The following is a 21747-nucleotide window of genomic DNA, read 5'->3' on the forward strand; positions in this document are numbered from 1 at the left end:
CACCATATGATGGACGAGCCGTAACCTGGAAGCTAATTCGGTTGGCGTAATTCATAATACAGCCTCTAATTATTGGAGGCTGTATTTGCTATGTTTATTTCGAGACTCTGAATTTACAGCTCACATTGGCTCATACCGTCTCAAATCGTATCACATGATTAAGACAATTATCGTACATTTGCGTATCAAAACGTATCATGGAAATTCACACTGTACAGTTTTCTCCGCTAAATTGGATGCAGTTTACGCAGGAATTGAGCCAACTAGACCGATTCGATGCACAATGGCAGGCTATTGAACGAAGGGAACAAAAAACTCTAAAAGAGTTGAAAACGATTGCCACTGTACGTAGCATTGGCGCTTCCACCCGTATTGAAGGATCGCAATTATCAGATGCTGAAGTAGAGGTGCTAATTGAAAACTTGGACATCAATAAGCTATCTGACAGAGATCAGCAGGAGGTGGCCGGCTATTACGATGCCTTAAACCTGATTACCGAATCATACCGGGACATAGCAATTGCAGAAGCCAGCATCAAGCACCTGCATAAAACCCTAATGAAGCACAATACAAAAGACAGCTATCATCGGGGAGATTATAAAATTAGCCCAAACCGGGTAGAACGAACCGAAACTGATGGCAGCAAAACAACCATCTTCGAAACCACTGCGCCTGGTTGGCCCACCCAGGAGGCGATGGAAGGTTTGGTAAGATGGTATAACGGTGATGCAACCACACACGCCCTGATTCGTGCTGCCATCTTTGTGTATGATTTTCTAAGCATCCACCCGTTCCAAGACGGTAATGGCCGTTTGAGCCGCCTGCTGGCCACCCTTTTGCTCATGAAAAGCGGCTATGTATGGATCGAATATGTAAGTTTTGAACACGAAATTGAGCACCGGAAAAAAGAGTACTACAAGAAACTGATGGATGCGCAAAGGGAGAGGCCAGGTGAGGATGTAACGGAATGGGTGTATTTCTTCCTTGATTGCTTAAAAAATATACAGCACCAATTATTGCAGAAGGTAAGAGAAAAAGAAAGTCGTGGAGCAGTAGGTGTTCGCGAGCAGCAGATCTATAACTTGGTTGAGTTGAATTCTGGTATTAGTAGCGGCGAAGTTGCCCGGCGCCTGAACATTCCGCTGCCGACAGTAAAACGGATTTTGTCGGACTTGGTAGCCACCCGCAACCTGATTGTTCATGGAGCAGGAAGAGGTACCAGCTACAGCATAGCGAATACAGATATGGTTCGACATGATGTGACGATTCGATTGACAAACGAAGAAAGAAAAAAAGATTTCATCCTGCCCAAAATCGGGTCTTTTCTGCGCATCAAGAAGATCGTACTCACTCCCCTATTCGAATGGAAGCACCCTGACGAATGGAGCCAAAAACTTGCGCAAAACGGCTTGTGTTTTACCATCGAAGCCTTAACCGCCCAAGGAATTGTGTATCGCCAACTTTACTCAGTGGCTAATTATAACGACCCAGCGTACTTTCAGCCAGTGTTTATTGTAAATCCAAACATAGTGTTACCGGATGTCCTGAAAACATCTGGCATTTATAAGATTAGCTATCCCATCAAATGTAGTATTGAGCTAACAGGCAGCATGGACCGATTTGATTTTGCTGTGATGCTGGTGACAGATGAAGGATAAGATAACCAGATAAGTATTCCGTGCATTGCAGGTGCATGGCCGGATATAGAAAAATTATAAGCGGCCAAAACATTGCAAAATTATATAGTTTTGGCCGCTTATAGAGTGAGTATAAACAGCCAAAACCCCGACTTTCTTAAGCAGAAAGTGAAACAGAATTATTCAGGCGTTCGATTACAACTCCTCTTTTTGCCTCCAGCTTTTCTTCGATTCCGGACATATCACTGATGATTTTCTCTTCATCAACGTCGGCATAAATCTGCGTTGTTGTGATCTTGGTATGCCCCATCATCAATTGAACGGTTTCCAACGGAATTCCATTTTTCAGCGCTACGGTTTTTGCGAAGGTGTGCCGGGCAACATGGAAGGTTAGCGGAATATCGAATTCGCAAGCCTCTTGAATGACCTTCAGGCAACGATTGACGAACTGGTTGGTAAGTCGTTTGAAAATCGAATCGCCATGGCCCAAGTCAGCCACATTCCGCTGCCGGTTGATGATTTTGGCAGCATCTTTTAGCAGTGGGATGGGCGACAGAACATCGGATTTGGCCCGGTATATTCTGCACCAAATGGTTTCATCACCATCCCATTCAAAATGACTTTCCCGAAGCGCCATTACATCTGCAAAAGCAAAACCAGTGTAGCAGCTAAAGAGGAACAATTCTTTCACGTAATTGAGAGTAGCATCTTGAAACGTTTTTCGTTCCAGTTTTACCAATAGCTCAAACGTGAGTTTCTTACGCTTGCTCTTTTTGAGGGGACAACTGTACTTCCCGCACGGATTTGTTTTCATCCAACCAATTCCGTCCTTCGCATCAGACCCCCAATTTAGTATTCGCTTGAAGCGCTGTATGTGCTTTCCTACACCGTTTCCCACGCTTGGGTCATGTTCCTTGAGGGGGCATGTTCTGACGTAGTGTTCAAACTCTGTTGCAAACTCCATATTCAATTGAGCGAGGTAAACATCTTTTGAAGGGTACTTGCTCTCCAGGAACTTGGTCAGGTAGTCTATGGTTGTTTTGTAGTTCTTGAAGCCGCCTTTCTTCATCTTGGTCTCCCAAATCTTCTTGTAGTAAGCCATAAGCTCCGCCAGCGTGTGCCCCTTTTGGGAGGCAAGTATCCCCTCATATGCCTCCTTAACCTTTTCGGCAGTGATAAGAGATTCGTTTTCTTTCAGCATTCGGTATTTAGACCGGATCTTGTGGCGAATGTCATCGAGGTGCTGGTTGATCTCTTTTACCTCAATAGTCTTTCCCTTTACGATTTCCTTGTCCGGATCCCAGGCAGCAACGTCAATTTTTTCTTTGGTTGAAATTTCGGCTCGTTCCTCGTCAACGGTAATGCGTGCATAGATGAACGCCTGCTTTTTGTTGTGCTTGCATTTTCGGATCAGCAGGTCAATCCCGAATGTGTGAGTGGTCTCCATACAAATTGTTTTGACAGGTTTAAAAATGATTTGATTTCTCTCTCACTCATTCCTTCTAATCCACAGCCCGAATCGCAGACTAATCCTACCAAAACAGGTCAAAAAGAATTAACCCATTTCAATGTAAATCAATGACTTATAACGAAGCCAGTGAGTCCAAAACGGGTGCCATGATTGACTCACCGGATGACTCACCGGAGTTTTGCTATTTTCTGCTATAAATAGATAGGGAGAAAATAAAAAAACCTGTAAGTCACTTAGAACTTACAGGTTTAGTTACCTTTTGACAAGGTTAAAGTCGGGAAGACAGGATTCGAACCTGCGACCCCCTGGTCCCAAACCAGGTGCGCTACCGGCCTGCGCTACTTCCCGAACATTTTCGGCAGCCTGCCGGAATGCCCGGCCGCCGAAAATGGAGGTGCAAATGTAGGGCAATGCAGTATAGCAACCAACGAATTCGGCCGAAATCTTTTTCCGGCCGTTTTGCACCTTCCTGCCCCCATAAAAAAAGAACAGCCTGCATCGGGCTGCTCAAACAAAAACTAACCAATCGAAAGCTTTAGTACCGAACGAAGGGAATGATTCGCTGCCCTCCCCTTTCTTCTCCGCAAACCAGGTAATATACACCGGCACCGGGTGCTGGCAACAAAACCGTCATCAGGCTGCCACCGATCTGTCCGCTTGCCACCGGCCGGCCTGTTGCATCAGTGATGAAATAACCCTTTCCCACTAGGTCAGCGGAAACAGAAAAGCGAAGCGTACCGTGAACCGGGTTTTGCAACAGGCAAACGTCACCCGCCACGCCACTGCTCACCCGCACGATTTTGGAATACGAGAATCGACCGTCGACATCAACTTCTTTGATACGGTAATAAACACTGCCGCTGCTTCGTACAGGATCATTCGCCGAATAAGTGGAAGGCTGCGTGGCACGGCCGGTGGCAGCCACAGTGGCAACGGCCGAAAAAAGGATACCATCACGGCTCTTTTCCACGGTATACGAATCAACACCGGTCTCCTGCGCTGTGGCCCATTCCACCAACACTTTGCCGTCTTTTTCTGTTGCCCCTACAGAAAGCCAGGCTACCGGCAGGGTGCTTTCCTGGAGGGTCGCCGTTCGTGCCGGATCCGTTGTTCGGTAAAGCACGGCCGCGCCAAACGCGTTGTACTCAAAAAGTGCAAAATGGTAGGCCGTATTGGGCTTGAGGTTGGAAACGGTGGCCGTGGAGGTCGTTCCGTTGAAGACCACAAAATTCCCGTTGCCAACCTGCTGTCCGGTGCCAAACAAATTATTGGCCGCATACGAAACATTGTCTGTCGGAACGGCATCCACAGCCGCACCTTCTTTGGCCAGGAGAATGCGCTTTTGCCCGCTGCCATTGGTCCAGTCCAGTTGCAAAACACCGTTACTGAAAGAACGGATATGCAGCCCGGAACTTTGAACCAGGGGTGCCGCAACGAATTGCGCAAGGCTGTTGGCAGTCGAAAGCGTAAGATAGGCCGTGCCGATCGTTGCGGGTTCTTCAAACTCAAATACGGTAACATAATACGTGCTGCCCGGCTGCAGGCCGGTAACATCCACGGTGTTGCCCGTCCCGTTGTACACCGCATACTGCCTGCTGCCATCCGTACTGATGTCGGTGCCGGCCCCCAACACCGCGTTGGCGGGATACACCTGCCCGTCGAGCGGCTTCGCGGTGAGGCTCGTCCCTTCCCGCATCACCACCAGGCATTTGCCGCCGTTGCCGCGTGTCCACGACAGCGTAAAGCCTGTAGCCCCGGTGTTGCTGAAGACAATGGCCGATGCGGCTTTCGTGGGCCGTTCCAGCGTGGTTGCCGATGTTGCCAGCGGTGGCGTAAGGCTGGCATTTTGAAAGACCGGCGCCAGGCGGCCGTTCGCCTCAATCACGGCAAAATGGTAGGTCGTAGCCGGTAACAGGTTGGTCAGGCTAACGGACGACCCGGTTCCTTTGTACACCACAAAATTGCCGCTCCCGATTTCGGCTCCTGTGCCAAAAGCAGCGCTGGCGTTATAATCTGCCAGGTCGGCTGGCAGGGCATCCACAGGGCCGCCGGCCTTCGCCACCACGATGCGTATCTCACCCGAGCCGTTCACCCAGTTCAGGCCCAGAGACCGGTTGGCAAGGGCCGAAACGGAGGGCTGCCGTGCCGCGATGGTGGGAGGCCGCGAGGTAAAGGCATTTCCGGTTAATAGGGTCGCCGGCGTTGCAGGCGAAACCGTGGCATACTGCAGCACACCGTTCAACTGGCCATATTCGTACACGGCAAAATAGTATTGCTTGTTCCCTTCCAGCCCTTTTACCGTCAAACTGTTCCGCGTATCCACGGTTCCGGCGCTGTCGTTATACACCACAAACTCGCCGGGTTTGATTTCGGCTCCCTGGCCAAAGACGGCATTAGCTTCGTACACAACAGCGTCTTTCAAATCGCCGGAAGCACCGCTCGTCGCTGTCACCGGCGAACCCTTGCGGGCAAGGATCACACGTCCCCTCCCGTTTCCGTTTGCCCACGAAAGCCCGATGCTGTTGCCATCGGGATTGCCGAAGGCCAGGCTGCTGGCAGCGATGGTTGGACGGATGGCGGTAACAAAATTCACCCGTGCAGGATCGGCATCCAGGTACAGCTTTCCAAAATAGCCGATGTATTCAAACACCGCGAAATGATATTCGGTTGCGCATTGCAGGCGCTGCACCGTGCTGCCTGTCTGCGATTCCGAAAGCACATAGGTATCGCCGTTGAGCACACTGCCGCTTCCGAAATTGATGCTCGACGGGTAGTTCACGAGGTCGGCCGGCGATGCGTTAACGGGCCCGCCCTTTCGCCCCAGCAAAATCCGCCCGGTTCCGTTTCCTGGATTCCATTGAAAGCTGGCGCCATTATCGGTGATCGCTTGGGCCGTAAGACCGGTGGCCGGAACAGTGGGCTCGTCGTAGGTGGTGCCGCTCGTTGTAGCGGCATTGGTTACCAGGTAAACCGGTCGCCCCTGGCTGTCCAGGTCATATTCGAAAATGGTAAAATGGTACGTGGTGTTGCGCTGCAGCGATTTGAGCGAAAGAAGGTTGGTCCCCGATTCATTCACGTTCGAGCCGTTGTAGATCACGTATTGCCCACCGCCCAAATCACTGCTGCCGGTTCCGCCAAACGAAAGATTGCCCGTATACACCGTCCCGTCCGTCGGCACAGCGGTAACCGGGTTTCCTTCCCTGGCCACGATGATGCGGGCAGAACCATTGCCCAGTTTGTACCGGAAATCCAACTGGTTGCCTTCCCGCCGTTCTACCGCAAAACTACTGCTGTTGATCGTAGGCCTCTCGTTGGTCGTCACAACGGAGGTGGCCGGCGGAACGGCCTGGTAAACCGGGCGGCTACTGCCGTTGTATTCAAAGACGGCAAAATAATAATCCGTGGACGTGGGCAATCGCCACACATCAAACACATTTCCCGAACCGATGTAAACCACGTAATTCCCATTCCCGATCTGCGCATTCAGGCCATAGGTGGCGAGATCCGCCGGCCTGGCGTCAACGGGTGCGCCTTTCTTCATCAGCACGATCCGCCCAAAGCCGTTGCCGGCTGTCAGCCCTACCCGTCAGAATTACCGGACAGGTTGGAAAAAACAATGTTCGAAGCGGCCACGGTTGGCGGCGTTGCCGTGGCATGGTTACCCGCTAGCGCTGTGGCCAGGTACTCGGTGGTTGTTCCGCTGCCGTTGTACTCGTAAACGGCCACGTAATAAAGCGTGTTGGGCAACAGGTCGTAAACCGACACCGCGTTGCCGGTGCCGTTGTAAACGACGTATTCACCGTCGCCCACGGGTGAGCCGATGCCGAAATTGTTATTGGCTGTATAGGCCGCACCGTTGACTGGGACAAATTGCACCGGCGCCGCCTTACGCACCACGATGATGCGACCGGCGCCATCACCTTTGGTAAAGAACAAATTGAAACTGGAGCCTTCAATGGAATTGAAGGTCAAATTCGATGAAGCGGCAGTCGGGCTGGCCGCCTTCGCAAGGACATGTACAAGCAAAAAAACAACGGGTAAAAATGATCGCATAGAAAAGAAATTTTGTTGGAAGAATTTTCATCACAGGCAGGATCGTTGCTTTTTACAGGAAGATGGATGGGCGAAAACCGTTACCGGTTGCAGAGGGCAAAGAACGAAGAAGCACTAGGGAATTTTCTACGCTGAACAACCTAAAAAACAAAACCCGTAGTACTACGTAGAACTGAGGCAATACCATTTTACGTTAGTCGATACGAAAAAAAAGTTGGCAGTTAGCAGTAGGCAGTGGTGATACGGGAATGGCGATACCGAACCAAATTGATGAAAACGGTATAGAGAGCCGTACGAACCATTCGAATAATGAGAGGATGTCTTGACTCAAGTAACAATTTGCAATCGGCAATCAGCCATCAGCGATCGGGAAATGCAGGTTTGGCAAGGGGTTGCTTCAATGGCCAGCACAGGCAAGCTGCCGTTTTCATTTCAGCGGCCTGCTATTGGATTCTGTAACGGGATTAATCGATGACAGGAAATATCCCAATATCAAATCTCCAATATCCAATATCAAACGGAAAACGCCCTAATCAATCAGCCCCCGCTTCAGGGCTTCTTTCACCAGGCCGGCCGTGTTCTTCACATCCAGCTTCTGGTTGATATTGAGCCGGTGGGTTTCAACAGTGCGCAAACTGATAAACAGTTTGTCGGCGATCTCCTGGTTGGAAAGGCCCTCGGCAATGTGTTTTAAAATCTCTTTTTCCCGCTTGGTGAGGGGCACTTCAAAGATGGAGCGGCGCTGGCCGGTGAGGCTTTCCTGCAGCAGGATTTTCTTGATGGCATCGTCCATGTAGTCCTCGCCTTCCATCACGGCTTCAATGGCCCGGACGATGGTTTCCTTGTCGCAGTTTTTCAGCAGGTAGCCTGTGGCGCCGCAGCGAAAGATCTGCTTCACATAGTTCGAATCATCGAAGCTGCTAAAGGCGATCACTTTGAGGCGGGGATGCAGCCGCACAACCTGTTTGCAAAGGTCAATGCCGTTCATCTCCGGCATCTGGATATCCATCAGCAGCACGTCCGGCGCCCCCTGTAGCAGGAAATCCAGAAGGGCTGCACCGCTTTGGGCGGTAAACACCACTTCCAGTTGCGGGAAGGCTGCAAGCATGGTGCGCAGTCCGTCGATCACCACGGCGTGGTCGTCCACGATGGCCAGTTGAATTTTAGGCATCGATCGCCTCCTTTCCTGTTTTCAGGTCGGCCACTTCAAATTCCAGATAGGCACTCACGCCGGTTTGCGCCGATGCCTGCATTTCCATTTTCCCGTTAATCGCTTTGATACGGCTCTGCAGGCTGCGCAGGCCCATGCCGTCGCCTGCTTCCTCGCCGGTAAAGCCCACGCCGTTGTCTTCGATGGATATGGTGAGAAGATCTTCCTGCTGGCTTAGTTGCACCATGGCCTGTGTGGCTTTGGAATGTTTTACAATGTTGTTCACCAGTTCCTGCACAATGCGGTAAACCGATAATTCAAAACCATCCGCAAAGCGGTCGATCTCGCCCCAGGAGTCATATTCGATCTGCACCGTTTTGCTGTTGTTCACACTGTTGCAATAGCGGCGGAGCGCTTCGTCGAGTCCCTGTTGCAACAACACTTCGGGCATCAGGTTGTGCGAGGTCTTGCGGATCTCCTGCGCCGCCTCGTTTAGCAACTTCATGCCCTGCCGGTAGCCCTCGGTTTGCACCAGGTTGTCGGCCATCGGCATGCTGCTGAAATGCATTTTCACGGCGGCGAGCATACCAGCTACGCCATCGTGCAGGTCTTTGGCAATGCGGCTGCGTTCTTTTTCCTCGCCCTGCATCAGGGCCTGCAGCAACTGGATCTCCTTTTCCTGCTGCAGCGATTTGAGCTCCCGTGCATGAACCAGTTTTTTATTTCTCGACTGCAGGTAAAGCAATGCTGTCAATAGCAGGGCCACCAGCAGCGCCGTGATCGAATAGTACATATAGTAACGGTTCTTCTGAAGTTGTAAATCAATTTGTGCCAGTTGCAGGCTTTTCTGCGACAGGGCTTTCTCCTTTTCAGCGGTTTGGTAGCGCACTTCCAGCTCGGAGAAGAGCTGGTCGCTGTTTTGTTTTTGCACCTGCGCCTGGTAGTATTGCGAGGACTGGTTGTAGGCAAGGGCATCCTTGTAGCGATGCGCACCTTCTGCAATCGCACTCAGCGTGTCGTAAATATGTTGCACCAGCTTCACGTAATTCAACTGCCTGGCGCTGGGCAATTGCTGCAGCAGCAGGGCCTCGGCTTTTTTGCTGTCCCGCATTTGCCAGTAGATCATGCCCATGATGGCCATGTTCGCCGTGAAATAATAGGGAGAGATATCGTAACGCGGCAGATCCCTTTCCAGCTCCGCCAACTGGTTGCGTGCCGATGCGAAATCGTGCAGGGACACGTAGTTTCTTGCCAGGTTCATTTTCGTGGTAATGAGGTAGTCGCGGTTGTCCAGCGATGCTGCCAGTGGCATGGCCCGCAGGTCCACCGCTACCGCTTCCTTGTGCTGCCCCAAAAAGGTTTGCGTGATGGCCTTGCTGCCCAGGCACACGACCAGCAACTCCACCCCGTTCTTCCATTTTTCGGCGTGCTGTACCGCCTTCTCACAAAACTGGAGGCTGTTCTGGAAGTCATTGCGTGCATTGTAAACGCTGCTGAGACAGGCATAGGATTCTGCGATCAGGCTGTCGTTTTGCAGCGCCCGGCCCAACTGCAGCGCCCTGAAATGGTAGTACGACGAAGAGTCGAACTGGTTTTTGTTCATCAGTGCCAACCCGGTGTTGATCTGCGAAACCGCTTCGTACCAGGTATTTTTTTCCGCCCTGGCCAGGACCTCCATTTCCCGGGAAATCTTCAGCAGGGTATCGGTTTGCGATTGCCGGAAGCACAATGTGGCATACAAACGCAGCGCATCCAGCAAGCTGCCTTTTTGCGGCTGTGCCCGCAACTGGCCAATCCGCTTCCGCACGCTGTCCATCTGCGTTAGGTCCTTCGACGGGTGTACAGGGCTGGCCATTTTTGTAATGGCCAGTTCCACCGGATACGGCTCCTGCGCCCTTGCAGAACAGGCAAGGCCAAGCGTAAATAGGAAAAGAAAAGACAAGCGCATGCAAAACGACATTTGACAAGAATACAAACAAGCCCCGACACTGTAAAAATGAACCAAAAGCGGCTTTCTCTTCTACGTAGTACTACCGATATTGAAAGAGCCGCATTAGAACGGAGAACCGGTGGAGCAACTGTCCTGCGCCTTCCCTCTTTCAGTTCGCCTGGATTGGCTGGCTATCGCCTGTGACGGCAAGGCCTTCCACGTTGAATGAAAGCTGCGCCGACACCCCGCTGCCGGTTTCGCCAAACACCAGGCTTCCGTTCAGTGCCCGGATGCGTTGCTCCAGCGAATCCAGTCCGATCCCGTTCGATTGGTCCGACCGCGCCGCAAACCCGGTGCTCTTGTCTTCGACAGTTATACAAAGCAGGCGTGCCTGCAGGCACATTTGCACGGTGGCCTCCGTTGCCGTCGAATACCGCAAAAAAGTATGGAGCAATTCCTGCACAAGGCGATAAACCGACAACTCGAAGCCTTCCGGGAAGCGCTGTTCCCTACCGGCAAATTCGTAAAGAACCGGCAGCGATGCACGGCTGATGTTATTGCAATACCGGTAGAGGGCAATGTTCAGTCCGTGCTGCAACAACACGTCGGGCATCAGGTTGTGCGAGGTCTTTCGCACATCAGCCGTCACTTCATCCAGCAGGCTTACCGCTTTCCGGTAGGCCGCATCTTCATACGCCACGCTGGAGGAAAGATGCATTTTCACGGCGGCGAGCATACCAGCCACGCCATCGTGCAGGTCTTTGGCAATGCGGCTGCGCTCCTTTTCCTCGCCCTGCATCAGGGCCTGCAGCAACTGGATCTCCTTTTCCTGCTGCAGCGATTGGAGCTCTTTTTGGTGAGCCGTCTTCTTGTGCCGTGTGCGGATAAAAAGCAGGAAGGCCAGGAGCAACACCACCACTGACGCGGCCAGCATGTAATAAAGCGAGTGCCGTCCTTTTTGAACCTGTAGATCTTTTTGCAACAGCGACAACCGCTGCAACGACAGGGCTTTTTCCTTTTCGGCGGTTTTGTATTTCACTTCCATTTCCGAAGCCAGTTGCCCGTTCGCTTCCTTATTCAGCAAAACGCGGTAACGCTGTGCCGTTTTTTTGCAGGCCAGCGCCTCCCTGTACTGCTGCTCCGCCTGCGCAATCACGCCGAGTGTATCGTAAATGCGTTGCAGCAAAAAATTGGTGTTCAGCTTTTGGGCAACGGTGGCCTGTCGATGCAGGAGCTGTTTGGCCTTTTTGTTTTCCCGCATGTCCCAGTAGATCATCCCGATGATCGCCAGGTTTTGCGCAGCGTAGGAAGCCGGCACGGTCGCAGTGGAAAGTTGTACCACCAATTCGTCCAGGCAGGCACGGGCACGGCCATAGCGGTGCAGCGACACATAATTGCTGGCCAGGTTCATTTTTATGGGCGTGCTATTGTAATCGTTTCCCAGCTTTTCAACCAGCGGCAGGGCTTTCACCTGCAGTGCAACGGCATTTTCATATTGCTGCAGCCACGACAGGGCCAGGGCTTTGTTGCCCATGCAGACCAGTTGCAGCCTTTCGGCGCCCCGCACGTTTTCGGCATGCTGCAGGGCTCTTTCAAAAAACGAAAGACTTTTCGGGTAGTCTTTGCGGAAATTGTAGAGCGATCCCAGCGAACCCAGGGCAACGGCCAGCAGGCTGTCATTCCGGAGCGACTCGCCAAGCTGCAGGGCCCTGTATTGAAAATACATCGCCGAATCAAACTGGTTCCGGCCGGCGAGCCAGCGGCCGAGAAAGACGGAAGCAACACTTTCGTAAAACGGCTGCTTTGTTTCCCTGGCCAGCGACAGCAATTCGCGGGAAGCCAGCATCGTTGCCTGCGGCTGCATTTTCTGCTCGCAGAGATTCGCATAGCGAAACAGGCCCGGGAGAAGGCTGTCCGTTGCATGCTGCCGGCGAAAGACGGCCAGCTTTTTTTCCAACTGTTCCAGTTGAAGAGTAAGAGTTTCCGCCGGCCAATGAGCTGCATGCTTTACAACTGCGGCCGTATGCACCTGGCCGACAGGCTGCCCCGGTTTTTGTGCCGTGCTGCAAAGGGCGGCACAGAGGGCAACAATGAAGAAGAAAAGAATTTGCATGCGTCCGTTCGTTGGGCTCTTTTTTGCCGGCCGGGTTATCGCGGTAAAAATCAGAAGAAGACGGTTTTCTTTTCTACGTAGTACTACGGATTTCTTCCGCATTCTCACCCCGTTTGATTTTCCAGGCGTCCGGACGGCTTCCTGCAAAGAACGGCTTTTGCCAAAAACCTTATAAAGCAAAAAAGGGGCAACAAACGAACTGTCGCCCCGGTTGATTGCTTATAAGAGAAAAGCTATTAGAACTTCAGCGCCACACCCAGTTTCAACGGGGAGATACCGTAACTGAGTTCGCCAAAGGCACCCACATGGTCGTTAAAAAGATAACGGGTACCGGCATGCAGATCGATGATCATGTCGCCACCGGAACTATTGAAATCGTACGCGGGCTGATCACCGGTATTGCCATCCGTATAGGTAAAGCTGAAGTGCCTGTAGAGAAGGCCGGCACCGCCGTAAAGATCCAGTTTGGGATTGTTGATCGCAAAGTGATACGAACCCCGTGCACCGAAGATCAGGTAAGTGTACTTCCAGTCGGATGCATATTTCTGTTGAATAAATCCGGCTTCCAGGCCAACGCTGATGTTCCTGGATACCCCGTGTTCAAACGATGCGATCAGCGGCAATCCACCCGTGCCGGAAAGACCAAAACTTCCCAGGCCCACACCGGCGTTGAGCAGGTTGGTTCCTTTCACATCGCCAAAGGCGTCATTGCTTTGAGCCTTTATATTGGTTTGAAGAAAGCAGGCAAGCAGCAACACAAAAGCAGTCAGTCGAATGTTCTTTTTCATTTTCGTTTTTTGTTTGATTGATGGTGCAAAACTATCTTTCGCTATAGCGGCATCCCTTTGTACAAACACCGAATTTGAAATATCCGTAGTACTACGTAAATCAAGGCCAGGCCTTGTTTTGGCAGTTGAAACGGGCGGTTTATTGGATAGTGGGATATTGGCAACTGGAAATATCCCACTAGTTTGTATTCAAACTGAATCGGGTAGTAAAGGCCTAATGTGGAGCGACAGAATGCAACAGTGATATACACCGAATTTGTTTGCCAACAAAAAAGCCAGCAGTTGCCTGCCGACTTTTTGACTCAAAAAAAATACGTGTTCAATTCCTACTGCCCTTCTTCCTCACGAAGAGCAGTTGGCTGGCAAGGCGCGATTTCTTCAAGACGGTTAAAAATAATCTTTCCTTCCCGTTCACCGGTTCGCACCATTTCATCGGCACCGGCAGAAGGGCCGCCAATCCGCAACACGGCATCGCAGTGAGCCACCAGGCGAACGGCCACCGGGTGAAAGATTTCATTGAAGACCTCGTCGCCTGTTTGCCGCGAACCCGCTGCCTCAATCAGCGGGAGGGCAAACCATTCGCCCAGCACCGGCAGGTGCCCCCGGCGATAGAGTTCCAGCGCCGTATCGGTCATGGCTTTCACGTTGGCCGCAATCCGGTCCGGATCGTCGTTTGTACCCGAGCGGTAGGGACCGGCAACGAGTATCAGCAGGGATTTTTTTTCGTGCATAGAATCTGTTTGAAGAATTAAAAGCAGTTGGTTTCGGCCGTTGTATTTTGCGTGCCTTTCCGGTGAATGTAGATCAAACTGCTAACAAAGTAGCGCAATTATCTGCGGTGAATGAAGGCTTTTCTGAAGACTGTCATCCGTCATCTGTCATCCGTCAACCTGTCCGCCAGAATCATAATAATCGCTATTGCGTTTCGATCATGCCGCAGCCAATGCGGGTGCCGGAATTGCCGGCCGGCTGCGAGGTGTAATCGTCCACGCCACTATGCACGATCACGCCGCGGCCAAGAATGTTGGTAGCATCCGCACCGCCGATGGTCCACAGGTTTGTCGTGCGTTCCAGTCTTCCCCTTCCGGCCGCATTGAGCGGGATATTGCCGATATCGCCGGCGTGAAACGAGGCGCTGCCCCACTGGCCATGCTGTTTGCCGGTTGGGTTCCAGTGCCCGTGCGCATCGGCACCGGCATTGCCGCACATGCCGTGTTCGTGCAGGTGCACCGCTACCGATTTGCCAGCCATCACCGGGACAAACACCTCCAGTTCCATCTTCACCGAACCGTCTTTTTGTTCCGAAAAATGCAGCGCACCCTGCACCACCGTGTCTTCCTTCGTTCCGGAAAGAACGGCAACGGCCGACTTGCCTTTAAAATGATCCTTTTGGCAGGAGAAAAAACTGGTGAGGGTAATCAGCGCCAGGGCAAAAAATGCCTGCGCAAAAAAAGAAAACGACTGTTTCATGTTTTGGTAGTGCTGTTTATTGTTGAAAATTTGTACACGTGGTTTCCCAAACGATTCTCGCGGTTGGTGAATAGTGAATGGGCAATAAAGAATCTTCCTCTTTCACTACTCATGATTAATTAATAATTCTTCCCTCGCATTTGAACACGGCTTCCTAGCGTAACGACGACAGCCATTGCTGTGCATACTGGCGGGCGGCGGCGATGGTTTCGCGGCCACAGCGAAAGCAGCGTTTCCATTCCCAGCTTTTCGCTTCGAGCCCGGGGTCGGCAAACACCAGTTTATTGCCGCTCTTCACCAGCTTCGCCGTAAAGTCGATGTCTTTGGTGAGATCCTGGAATTCCGCCAGCCGCCGTTTCACCCGTTCCTTTGCTGTCGGCGGGTATTCCTCCAACCAGTATTTCTCATCCTCCCTTGCCTGTTGCGTTTCCCATTCTGTGGCCTTTGTTGCTTCTTTGCGGAAAGAGGCATAGGCCGGGTCGGCGGGGTTGCCCAATGCCTTTTTCTCTTTGCGCAATTCGTCGATGGTTAACTGGTGAAGCTTCTTCATCTCGCCGCTGGCCTTTGCCATGTCGGCCTGGTTGGTTTCGATGTCGAGATCGATCTGTGCCAGGCGCTGCTTTATCTTCTCGTCAGCGCTTTGCAGCCCCTGGGGCCTGGCCGCCTCTCTTGCCGCCTTGTATTTTTCGGCAAACGCCGCCGACTCCGTGTAGGCTTTTATAAAATCGCCCAGCTCCCGCACAGCCGCCTCGCGTTTGCCCGGTGCAAATGTTGTCACTAGTGTTGAGTAGGGAAAATCCAGCACGCCGTCCTGGAAGTTGTTGAAAACAGACTCTTTTGCTTCTGTAGGATCGATTTGCAATTGCCCGAGAACATCGAGGTTAGCCCGGACTGTTTTAAAGGCAAAGGTGCCAAGGAGAAGGGCCGCAGCCAGCGTTGCGTACACAAATTTTTTCATGGTGAAAACGATGGCAGCAAAACTATCGACGCCGCCTCCGGCGTTTCTACGTAGAGATACGGAGTTTTGAAAATACGTACGTGGCCACCGGCTTTTCTTCCGGGAATAACGGCGCAAAAGCTGATTAGAATTGAATTAGAATGTCCCCGCACCGATTGTCATTCCTTTCGTTGTCGGCAACTTTGCCCGCAGGATTTGTTTAACGTGAATAGCATAGAAATGAAAACGGACGTTACAGTAAAGGTTGCAAACGGGCTGGCCACGTATCGTATCCAGATGGATCGTCCCGGCATTTATTCGGCGCGGTTGCAGTCGTTTGAAGGAAAACCGCAGTCCAAACCGGCCGAAAGCATCACGCTGGTCAGGGGCGTCCGTTCGTGGACCGGCAGCACCGACGACAGCGAATTACTCAATGCCCTGGGCCAGTTCGTCGAAACAGATTTTTGAGCCGGCCAACAAATAAACACGGGCTGTTCGCCAGAGACGGCCGGCCGTTTCTTATACCCGACTTCTATCTCGCTGGAGAAAATTGTCGGTGAACCCTGAGAAAAAAGTCCTCAACAAAGTGAAAGATTTCCTGTTTCTCGTCCTGACGTTTGACGTTTCACGTCCAGCCCCGCCCCTCCCGGGCAGTCAGGCACTTGCCGGGTAGCGGCTCTCTTCCGCCAACTGGCCCGCCAGTTCTTCCAGGCTTTTACAAACGAAATTCGGCGTTGGCGCAAGCGGGTAAAGGATTTGCCTGTTTTGTTGCAGATACGCGGTTTGCAGGCCGGCACAGCAGGCACCCGCAATATCCCATCCGTGTGCGGAGACCAGCAGGGCCTCTTCCGGCAGCACATCCAGTTTGCGGATGGCCCATTGGTACACCTCGGGTGAGGGCTTGTATTTTTTAATACTTTCGGCACTCAATACCATTTCGAAATAAGAGATCAGCCCGGAGCTTTCCATGCGGTCGCAAACCACATCCTCCGGCGTATTGGTCAGTGCGGCCAGCCGAAAGCCTTCATCTGCCAGCAACGACAGGCCCTGTTGTGTGTCTTCGTGCAAAGGCAGGTATTTCAGCCGCTCCAGGATCCCGTCGATTTCTTCGGCTTTGATCGACCGGCCGACCTTCTGTGCGGTCATCTGCATCGTGGCCCTTGCGATGGACGGAAAAGCATGAAACTGTCCTGTACAACTGTCCACAAAACAATATTGCATGAAGATCTCAAACCAAAGCGCATACCCCTTCGTGCTGTTGAACAGGTCATTCACCCTTCGTTCAATATCGCTCATATCAAGCAGGGTCTCGTACACGTCCAAAACGATCACCTTCGGCTTCGGCAGGTTCATTGTAGCTGTTTGCATGCTGTGAAGTTCTGTAAATTTCCATCACACCGTGGTCAATAAAAAGCCTCCTGCAAAAACAGGAGGCTGTTGTATAATCAACCATGAAAAACAAGTCTTTTCAAAAAGAAAACGGTGGGCACCAATGCCGGCCGCCTTTCCCGGCAAACCTACCGAAAGCCCGGCTGGCACCGCCTCCAATTGGATTAGAATTTTATTAGAAGTCGCCGGCGGCAATCGCATGTCTTATCTTCCAGTACCTTGCCGCCATGAAAGACAGGTGGAACGGGTGGCGATCAAAAGGGAAAGAGGTGTTTGATCTACTGGCCAACAACCGGATCAGGACCAATGCACTGCAGGCGATTCCGTTTTGGGCGGCCTCTCTTTTAACCGGCCTGATTGCCGTCGGTTATACAAAGCTGTTTAGCCTGGCCGAAACCTTGTTGCAGTCGGTGCTGCACTGGCACCGGTGGACCATTTTCCTACTCACGCCTTTTTGTTTTTTGCTTGCCTGGCTTTGTGTGCAGCTCTTTGCGCCGGCGGCCAGGGGCAGCGGTATCCCGCAGGTCATGGCCGCCATCGACCTGGCAACGCCCAAATACGAATCAAAGCTGGGCAGACTCCTGAGCTTTCGCATCCTGATAACCAAGATCGCTTCCAGCCTGCTGATGGTATTGGGTGGTGGCGCCATCGGCCGCGAAGGCCCAACGATCCAGATTGCAGGCTCGGTCTTTACACTCATTCACCGCCTGATACCAAAGACCTGGCCACGGCTGTCGAACCAGAATTTTATCCTGACCGGTGCCGCAGCCGGGCTGGCGGCAGCCTTCAATACGCCCCTGGGCGGGGTCGTGTTTGCCATGGAGGAACTGGCCCGCATCCACATCCGCTTTTTCCGTACGCCCCTGTTTTCTGCCGTGATCATTTCCGGGCTAACGGCCCAGGCTTTTCTGGGCCCCTATTTGTACCTGGGCTTTCCCGATGTACGCAACCTGCCGTTCCGGATTTTTGCGGGTGTTGCCCTCTCTGCCATCATTGCCGGCCTGCTCGGAAGCCTCATGTGCAAGCTGACCTTGAAACTGATGGCCTGGAAGAAAAAATTTTCCCCTGCCCGTATCGTCGTCTTTATCTTGATGGCCGGCGTGTTCATTGCCGGTTGTTCGTTTTTTTTCAACGCGGCCATCCTGGGCTCGGGCAAAGAGCTGATGAACAGTGTGCTGTTCAGCCAGGAAAAATACAGTTCGTGGCACACGGTGGTGGTGAGAACCCTGGGTCCCATTATTTGCTTCAACGTAGGTGCGGCAGGCGGGGTGTTTGCCCCCTCGCTGGCAGCCGGCGCCTCCATCGGCTCCTATCTTTCGGGGCTCTTTCACCTGTTGGACGGGGAAGCCAATCTTTTGGTCTTGAGCGGGATGGTGGGCTTTTTAACGGGTGTCACCCGAACGCCCTTCACGTCGGCTATTCTCGTATTGGAAATGACCGACCGGCACAGCGTCATCTTTCACCTGATGGTGGCGGCCCTGCTTTCGAACATCGCAGCGCTGCTGGTGGACAAACATTCGTTTTACGAACAGCTCAAGAAAACCTATGTCGAAGAGGTAATTGAAAGCAAAAACGAACAGGCATCACCGGTGGCACCTGCTGCAGCAGACCCGCTATAACGGTTTTGCAGCCCTGATCTCTCCAACGTATTTCCGGTAAAGCGTTATAGGCTGCTGCACCGCATCACCGTTGGGTTCGACGGGATAGGTTTCACGTCCGTTCACCCAATCCCACTCCCGGTCTTTCAGTTGTGATTCCAGTTTTTTAAAATCGGTTTCCCTCCCGTTTTGCAGGTCGGCCGTTACCTGGGAGAAAAACTGCTCCCACCGTTTTTTGTAAAATCCGTTCAGCAGGCCTGCCCACTGCTTGCAGGCATATTCGTGCAGCTTGTTGTTTTTGTCGCCCCACAGCGTGATCAGGTTGCGGGCATTGCGTTCGTACAGCTTTTTCTCACCGACAGTTGTACCCCACCGCTTCGCGTCTTCCAGCCAGTTGCCCAATAAAAAATCCTTTCTTGTAGCCAGCAGGGCATCCAGGTCGGCAATCAGGGTAAGGAAGCGCTGGCTGTTCCGGGCAAAGGCAACGGGATCTTTTCGCTGGTAATCGGCTGCGAATTGCTGCTGGATCACCGAAGCATAATTGGCCAGCACCTGCCGCGTCAGGTCTACCAGGTCAAAGCGGAAGCCATCGCTTGTTTTCAGGTCGTCTGCCGCAGCAACCAGCAGGGTCCAGGCCTTGACCAGTTCCTGTGGATCGTACGACAAGGTCGTTGTTGTTCCGCCGGTGTTTTTGCCAAACGTTGGCCGGCCCGTGATGATCGATTCCGGTCCGCCGTTGGTGACACTGTCGGCATACGCCGTGCGGCGCAAAATACCCCAGGCTTCTTCTGCCCTGCTGTCTTTGCGGCCATAACGGCGCCGGGTATAGTCATTCAACCACGCCGCCAGGTCGACCGGTGTTTGCCGCCACACATTCTCCAGCATCAGGTCGTACATCACGGGGTTTTGCTGGATGCCTTCCGGCGTCAGGCCAATCCCCGTAAGCTTTCCTGCCGCCGGGTCGTGCAGCGTCTCGGCGGGTCCGTTGGCAACCTGCTCCATTCTCCCATATAGGTTGACGTTGCCGCCGAAATTGTGCAGCATGCACCAGATCCAGGGCTTGCCATAATAGGCTTCCGTCCGGTTCCAAACCGGGTTCTTCTCGCTCCACAGGTCGAGGATGATCATCTTCTCGTTCGGTACGGCATTGAGCAGGGCCCTGATCTGCGTGGGCTGCCAGAATTTCGACTGGAAATGAAACATCCATCCCTGCATGATCCAGGTTGCCTGCGGATCGGCAGCGGCCATCGACTGGTAAACCTTTTTGCTGACATCATTCAAAAACGTGGAATCGTTGGTGGGCGGTTTGTTTTCGTTGAATGTATCGGCGGTGTAGAGATGATCGGTGCCATAGGCTTTAGTTTCCGCTTCAATGAATCGCTTGCCGATCTCGAGAAACATCGGCTCGGAGGGATCCAGAAGACTCACCGGGGAGAAACCCGCCCAATCCGTTTTCTTCAGCTTGACTGCCGGAAATTTTTCCTTGAAGGCTGGCGGCACATGCCCTGTAAAGGCAGGCAGGATGGGCGTCATGCCCAGGGACCGTTCCCGCTCCAGGATCTGCTTCTGCAGCGCCTTGTGGCTTTCCATCCAGCTTTGCGGCAGGGGGCCGCCCCAGGCATCCAGGTTACCCATCCAGAACCAGTTGAAATACGCAGGACCACTGAAAAAACTCTCCAGTTCCTTGTCGGTAAAACCCAACCCGTTGTACACTTCTTTCCAGATGGCATTCTGGCCGGTAATGGCCAGCGGCATATTGATCCCGTTGAGAGCCATCCAGTCGATTTCCTTTTGCCAGCGGTCCCAGTTCCACCAGCTCATGGTGTAGTTGAACGTACAGTAGTTGAGATAGTAACGATATCGGTACGGCGTTTCTTTTTCGATTTTTTTTGGAACGGCCGGGAGTTTTTTAGGCAGGTGCAGGTTTGTGCCGTTCCAGGTGATGCTGCAATGTGTGAGGTGTTTGAGATAGTAATGCAGGGCGCTGGCGATGGAAACGCCGTTGCTGCCATGCAGCACGATCTTGTTGCCGATGCTTTCAATCGCAAAGCAATCCTTCCCGTTTTTCTTTTCCATAAAACCAATTTGAAATTGGTTTGCGTGCCCCGGCACCACACGCCTGATCAGCGCAAGAACGGCACGGGATTTCTCGTCGCCACCGTTGCAAAAGGCCGTGGAAAAGCTGCTGCAAAAAAGCAAAACAAAAAACAAACGGATAGTTCGTTGTAACATCGGCTGGATCTCCGTGAGTTGACTAGATGATTGAATACCGCCTTTCGATGGCGTTTGCGGATACACGTTTTGCGCTGCCGGTTACGCTGCGTGTTTACGGAAGAAAGACCCTACCGGCAGGATCTTCTTTCTCCCTGCCGGATCAGTTGAGTTGCAAAACCGCCTTTACCGGCCGGTGATCGGAAGCGTATGATTCGTCCACAACGCTGTGGGTGAGCACACGGAATTTCGCCGCCGGTGCAAACGCAATGTAATCGATGGTTTTGGTTGGATTTTTTTCCGGTATGGTGAAGCCGCAATCCGCCACGCAGGAACGGGTAAACGACGCATCCAACTGGCGGATCACATCGCTGGTGGGCACTGCGTTAAAGTCGCCGGCGATCACCACCGGCAACCGTTCCTCTTTCAGCACTTCCACAATTTTTTTGATCTGCAACTGCCGGTTGCCGTCCGCCTTTTGTGCATCGAGATGGGTGCAGGCAAAAACAAATTTTTGTCCGCCAGGCAGGGTAACCGTTGCCGAGGCCAGTGTGCGGTGCTCGCCTTTCGTTGATTCGTCTGTGGGAAGGGGAACATTCCTTGTTTCTTCAAGCGGGTAGCGGGAAAGAATGGCCACGCCGTATTCGCCGCCGTCGTAGTTGATGGCTTTGGCAAAAAAAGCTTTCATGCCGGTCAGCCTGGCCAGTTCTTCGGCCTCGTGCACGGAGGGCCCGGAACGTGCCGTATGCACATCCACTTCCTGCAGCGCCACGATGTCCACCTGTTGCTGGTTGATCACGTTGGCCACTGCCTGCAGGTCGATCACGTTGGGTTTCGACGGCGGGTTGGCGTGGTGAATGTTATAACTCAGCACGGCAATTTCATTCCGCTTTTTTGCAGCGGCCGTCGATTGCGATGAAGAGGGAACGGTCTTCGGGGTACAGCCAGGCTGCAACAGTATCAATATTGGTAAAATCAGGCAAACGATTTTCATATGGCT

General features: G+C 52.5%; 16 protein-coding genes and 1 tRNA gene. 3 read left to right on the forward strand and 14 right to left on the reverse strand.

Annotated elements, in window-relative coordinates:
• The first annotated feature begins 197 nt into the window (after window positions 1-197).
• Complete coding sequence (locus tag D6024_RS00055; protein WP_121352035.1) at window positions 198-1658, forward strand: Fic family protein; 1461 nt, start codon at window positions 198-200, stop codon at window positions 1656-1658.
• Window positions 1659-1794: 136 nt separating this feature from the next.
• Here D6024_RS00055 and D6024_RS00060 read toward each other — a convergent pair whose 3' ends face one another.
• The 11 genes from D6024_RS00060 to D6024_RS00110 all read right to left on the reverse strand — a co-directional run bounded on the left by D6024_RS00060 (window position 1795) and on the right by D6024_RS00110 (window position 15570).
• Window positions 1795-3084 carry a site-specific integrase gene (locus D6024_RS00060; protein WP_121352037.1) on the reverse strand — a complete coding sequence of 430 codons (1290 nt, stop codon included), beginning with the start codon at window positions 3082-3084 and terminating at the stop codon, window positions 1795-1797.
• A gap of 298 nt (window positions 3085-3382) precedes the next feature.
• A tRNA-Pro gene (locus D6024_RS00065) sits at window positions 3383-3456 on the reverse strand.
• Window positions 3457-3643: 187 nt separating this feature from the next.
• Complete coding sequence (locus tag D6024_RS00070; RefSeq protein WP_121352039.1) at window positions 3644-6649, reverse strand: hypothetical protein; 3006 nt, start codon at window positions 6647-6649, stop codon at window positions 3644-3646.
• Window positions 6650-6687: 38 nt separating this feature from the next.
• A complete protein-coding gene (locus D6024_RS00075; protein ID WP_121352041.1) occupies window positions 6688-7161 on the reverse strand; it encodes a hypothetical protein in 474 nt (157 codons plus the stop codon).
• Window positions 7162-7690: 529 nt separating this feature from the next.
• The gene (locus tag D6024_RS00080; RefSeq protein WP_121352042.1) at window positions 7691-8332 is read right to left on the reverse strand and encodes a response regulator; all 642 of its coding nucleotides are present in this window, start codon (window positions 8330-8332) and stop codon (window positions 7691-7693) included.
• Window positions 8325-10259, reverse strand: a complete 1935-nt coding sequence (locus D6024_RS00085; protein ID WP_162944432.1) for a histidine kinase — start codon at window positions 10257-10259, stop codon at window positions 8325-8327. The genes D6024_RS00080 and D6024_RS00085 overlap by 8 nt, the downstream gene beginning before the upstream one ends.
• Window positions 10260-10410: 151 nt before the next feature.
• Window positions 10411-12354, reverse strand: coding sequence for a tetratricopeptide repeat-containing sensor histidine kinase (locus D6024_RS00090; RefSeq protein ID WP_162944433.1), 1944 nt, complete (start codon window positions 12352-12354; stop codon window positions 10411-10413).
• A 236-nt stretch (window positions 12355-12590) separates the two neighbouring features.
• Window positions 12591-13142, reverse strand: coding sequence for a hypothetical protein (locus D6024_RS00095; protein WP_121352047.1), 552 nt, complete (start codon window positions 13140-13142; stop codon window positions 12591-12593).
• A 326-nt stretch (window positions 13143-13468) separates the two neighbouring features.
• Window positions 13469-13873: a DUF4406 domain-containing protein gene (locus tag D6024_RS00100; RefSeq protein WP_121352049.1), complete on the reverse strand. Its 405-nt coding sequence runs from the start codon at window positions 13871-13873 to the stop codon at window positions 13469-13471.
• A 184-nt stretch (window positions 13874-14057) separates the two neighbouring features.
• Window positions 14058-14612 carry a superoxide dismutase family protein gene (locus D6024_RS00105; RefSeq protein ID WP_121352051.1) on the reverse strand — a complete coding sequence of 185 codons (555 nt, stop codon included), beginning with the start codon at window positions 14610-14612 and terminating at the stop codon, window positions 14058-14060.
• Window positions 14613-14766: 154 nt separating this feature from the next.
• Window positions 14767-15570 carry a hypothetical protein gene (locus D6024_RS00110; RefSeq protein WP_162944434.1) on the reverse strand — a complete coding sequence of 268 codons (804 nt, stop codon included), beginning with the start codon at window positions 15568-15570 and terminating at the stop codon, window positions 14767-14769.
• Window positions 15571-15789: 219 nt separating this feature from the next.
• Between D6024_RS00110 and D6024_RS00115 the strand changes: the two genes are divergently transcribed.
• The gene (locus D6024_RS00115) at window positions 15790-16017 is read left to right on the forward strand and encodes a hypothetical protein (RefSeq protein WP_121352055.1); all 228 of its coding nucleotides are present in this window, start codon (window positions 15790-15792) and stop codon (window positions 16015-16017) included.
• A gap of 186 nt (window positions 16018-16203) precedes the next feature.
• Here D6024_RS00115 and D6024_RS00120 read toward each other — a convergent pair whose 3' ends face one another.
• Window positions 16204-16902, reverse strand: a complete 699-nt coding sequence (locus D6024_RS00120) for a haloacid dehalogenase type II (protein ID WP_162944435.1) — start codon at window positions 16900-16902, stop codon at window positions 16204-16206.
• Window positions 16903-17165: 263 nt separating this feature from the next.
• On the opposite strand from D6024_RS00120, the gene D6024_RS00125 reads away from it, so the two are divergent.
• Complete coding sequence (locus D6024_RS00125) at window positions 17166-18557, forward strand: chloride channel protein (RefSeq protein WP_121352058.1); 1392 nt, start codon at window positions 17166-17168, stop codon at window positions 18555-18557.
• Here the strand turns inward: D6024_RS00125 and D6024_RS00130 are convergent.
• On the reverse strand, window positions 18552-20768 hold the full coding sequence (locus D6024_RS00130) for an alpha-N-acetylglucosaminidase (RefSeq protein WP_121352060.1): 2217 nt from the start codon (window positions 20766-20768) through the stop codon (window positions 18552-18554). The two genes, D6024_RS00125 and D6024_RS00130, sit on opposite strands and share 6 nt — an antisense overlap.
• A gap of 142 nt (window positions 20769-20910) precedes the next feature.
• Window positions 20911-21741 (reverse strand): endonuclease/exonuclease/phosphatase family protein, encoded by an 831-nt coding sequence (locus D6024_RS00135; protein ID WP_205573198.1) that lies wholly within the window; start codon window positions 21739-21741, stop codon window positions 20911-20913.
• Window positions 21742-21747 lie beyond the last annotated feature (6 nt).

This window comes from Flavisolibacter nicotianae (assembly GCF_003628535.1).
GTDB classification, from domain to species: domain Bacteria; phylum Bacteroidota; class Bacteroidia; order Chitinophagales; family Chitinophagaceae; genus Flavisolibacter; species Flavisolibacter nicotianae.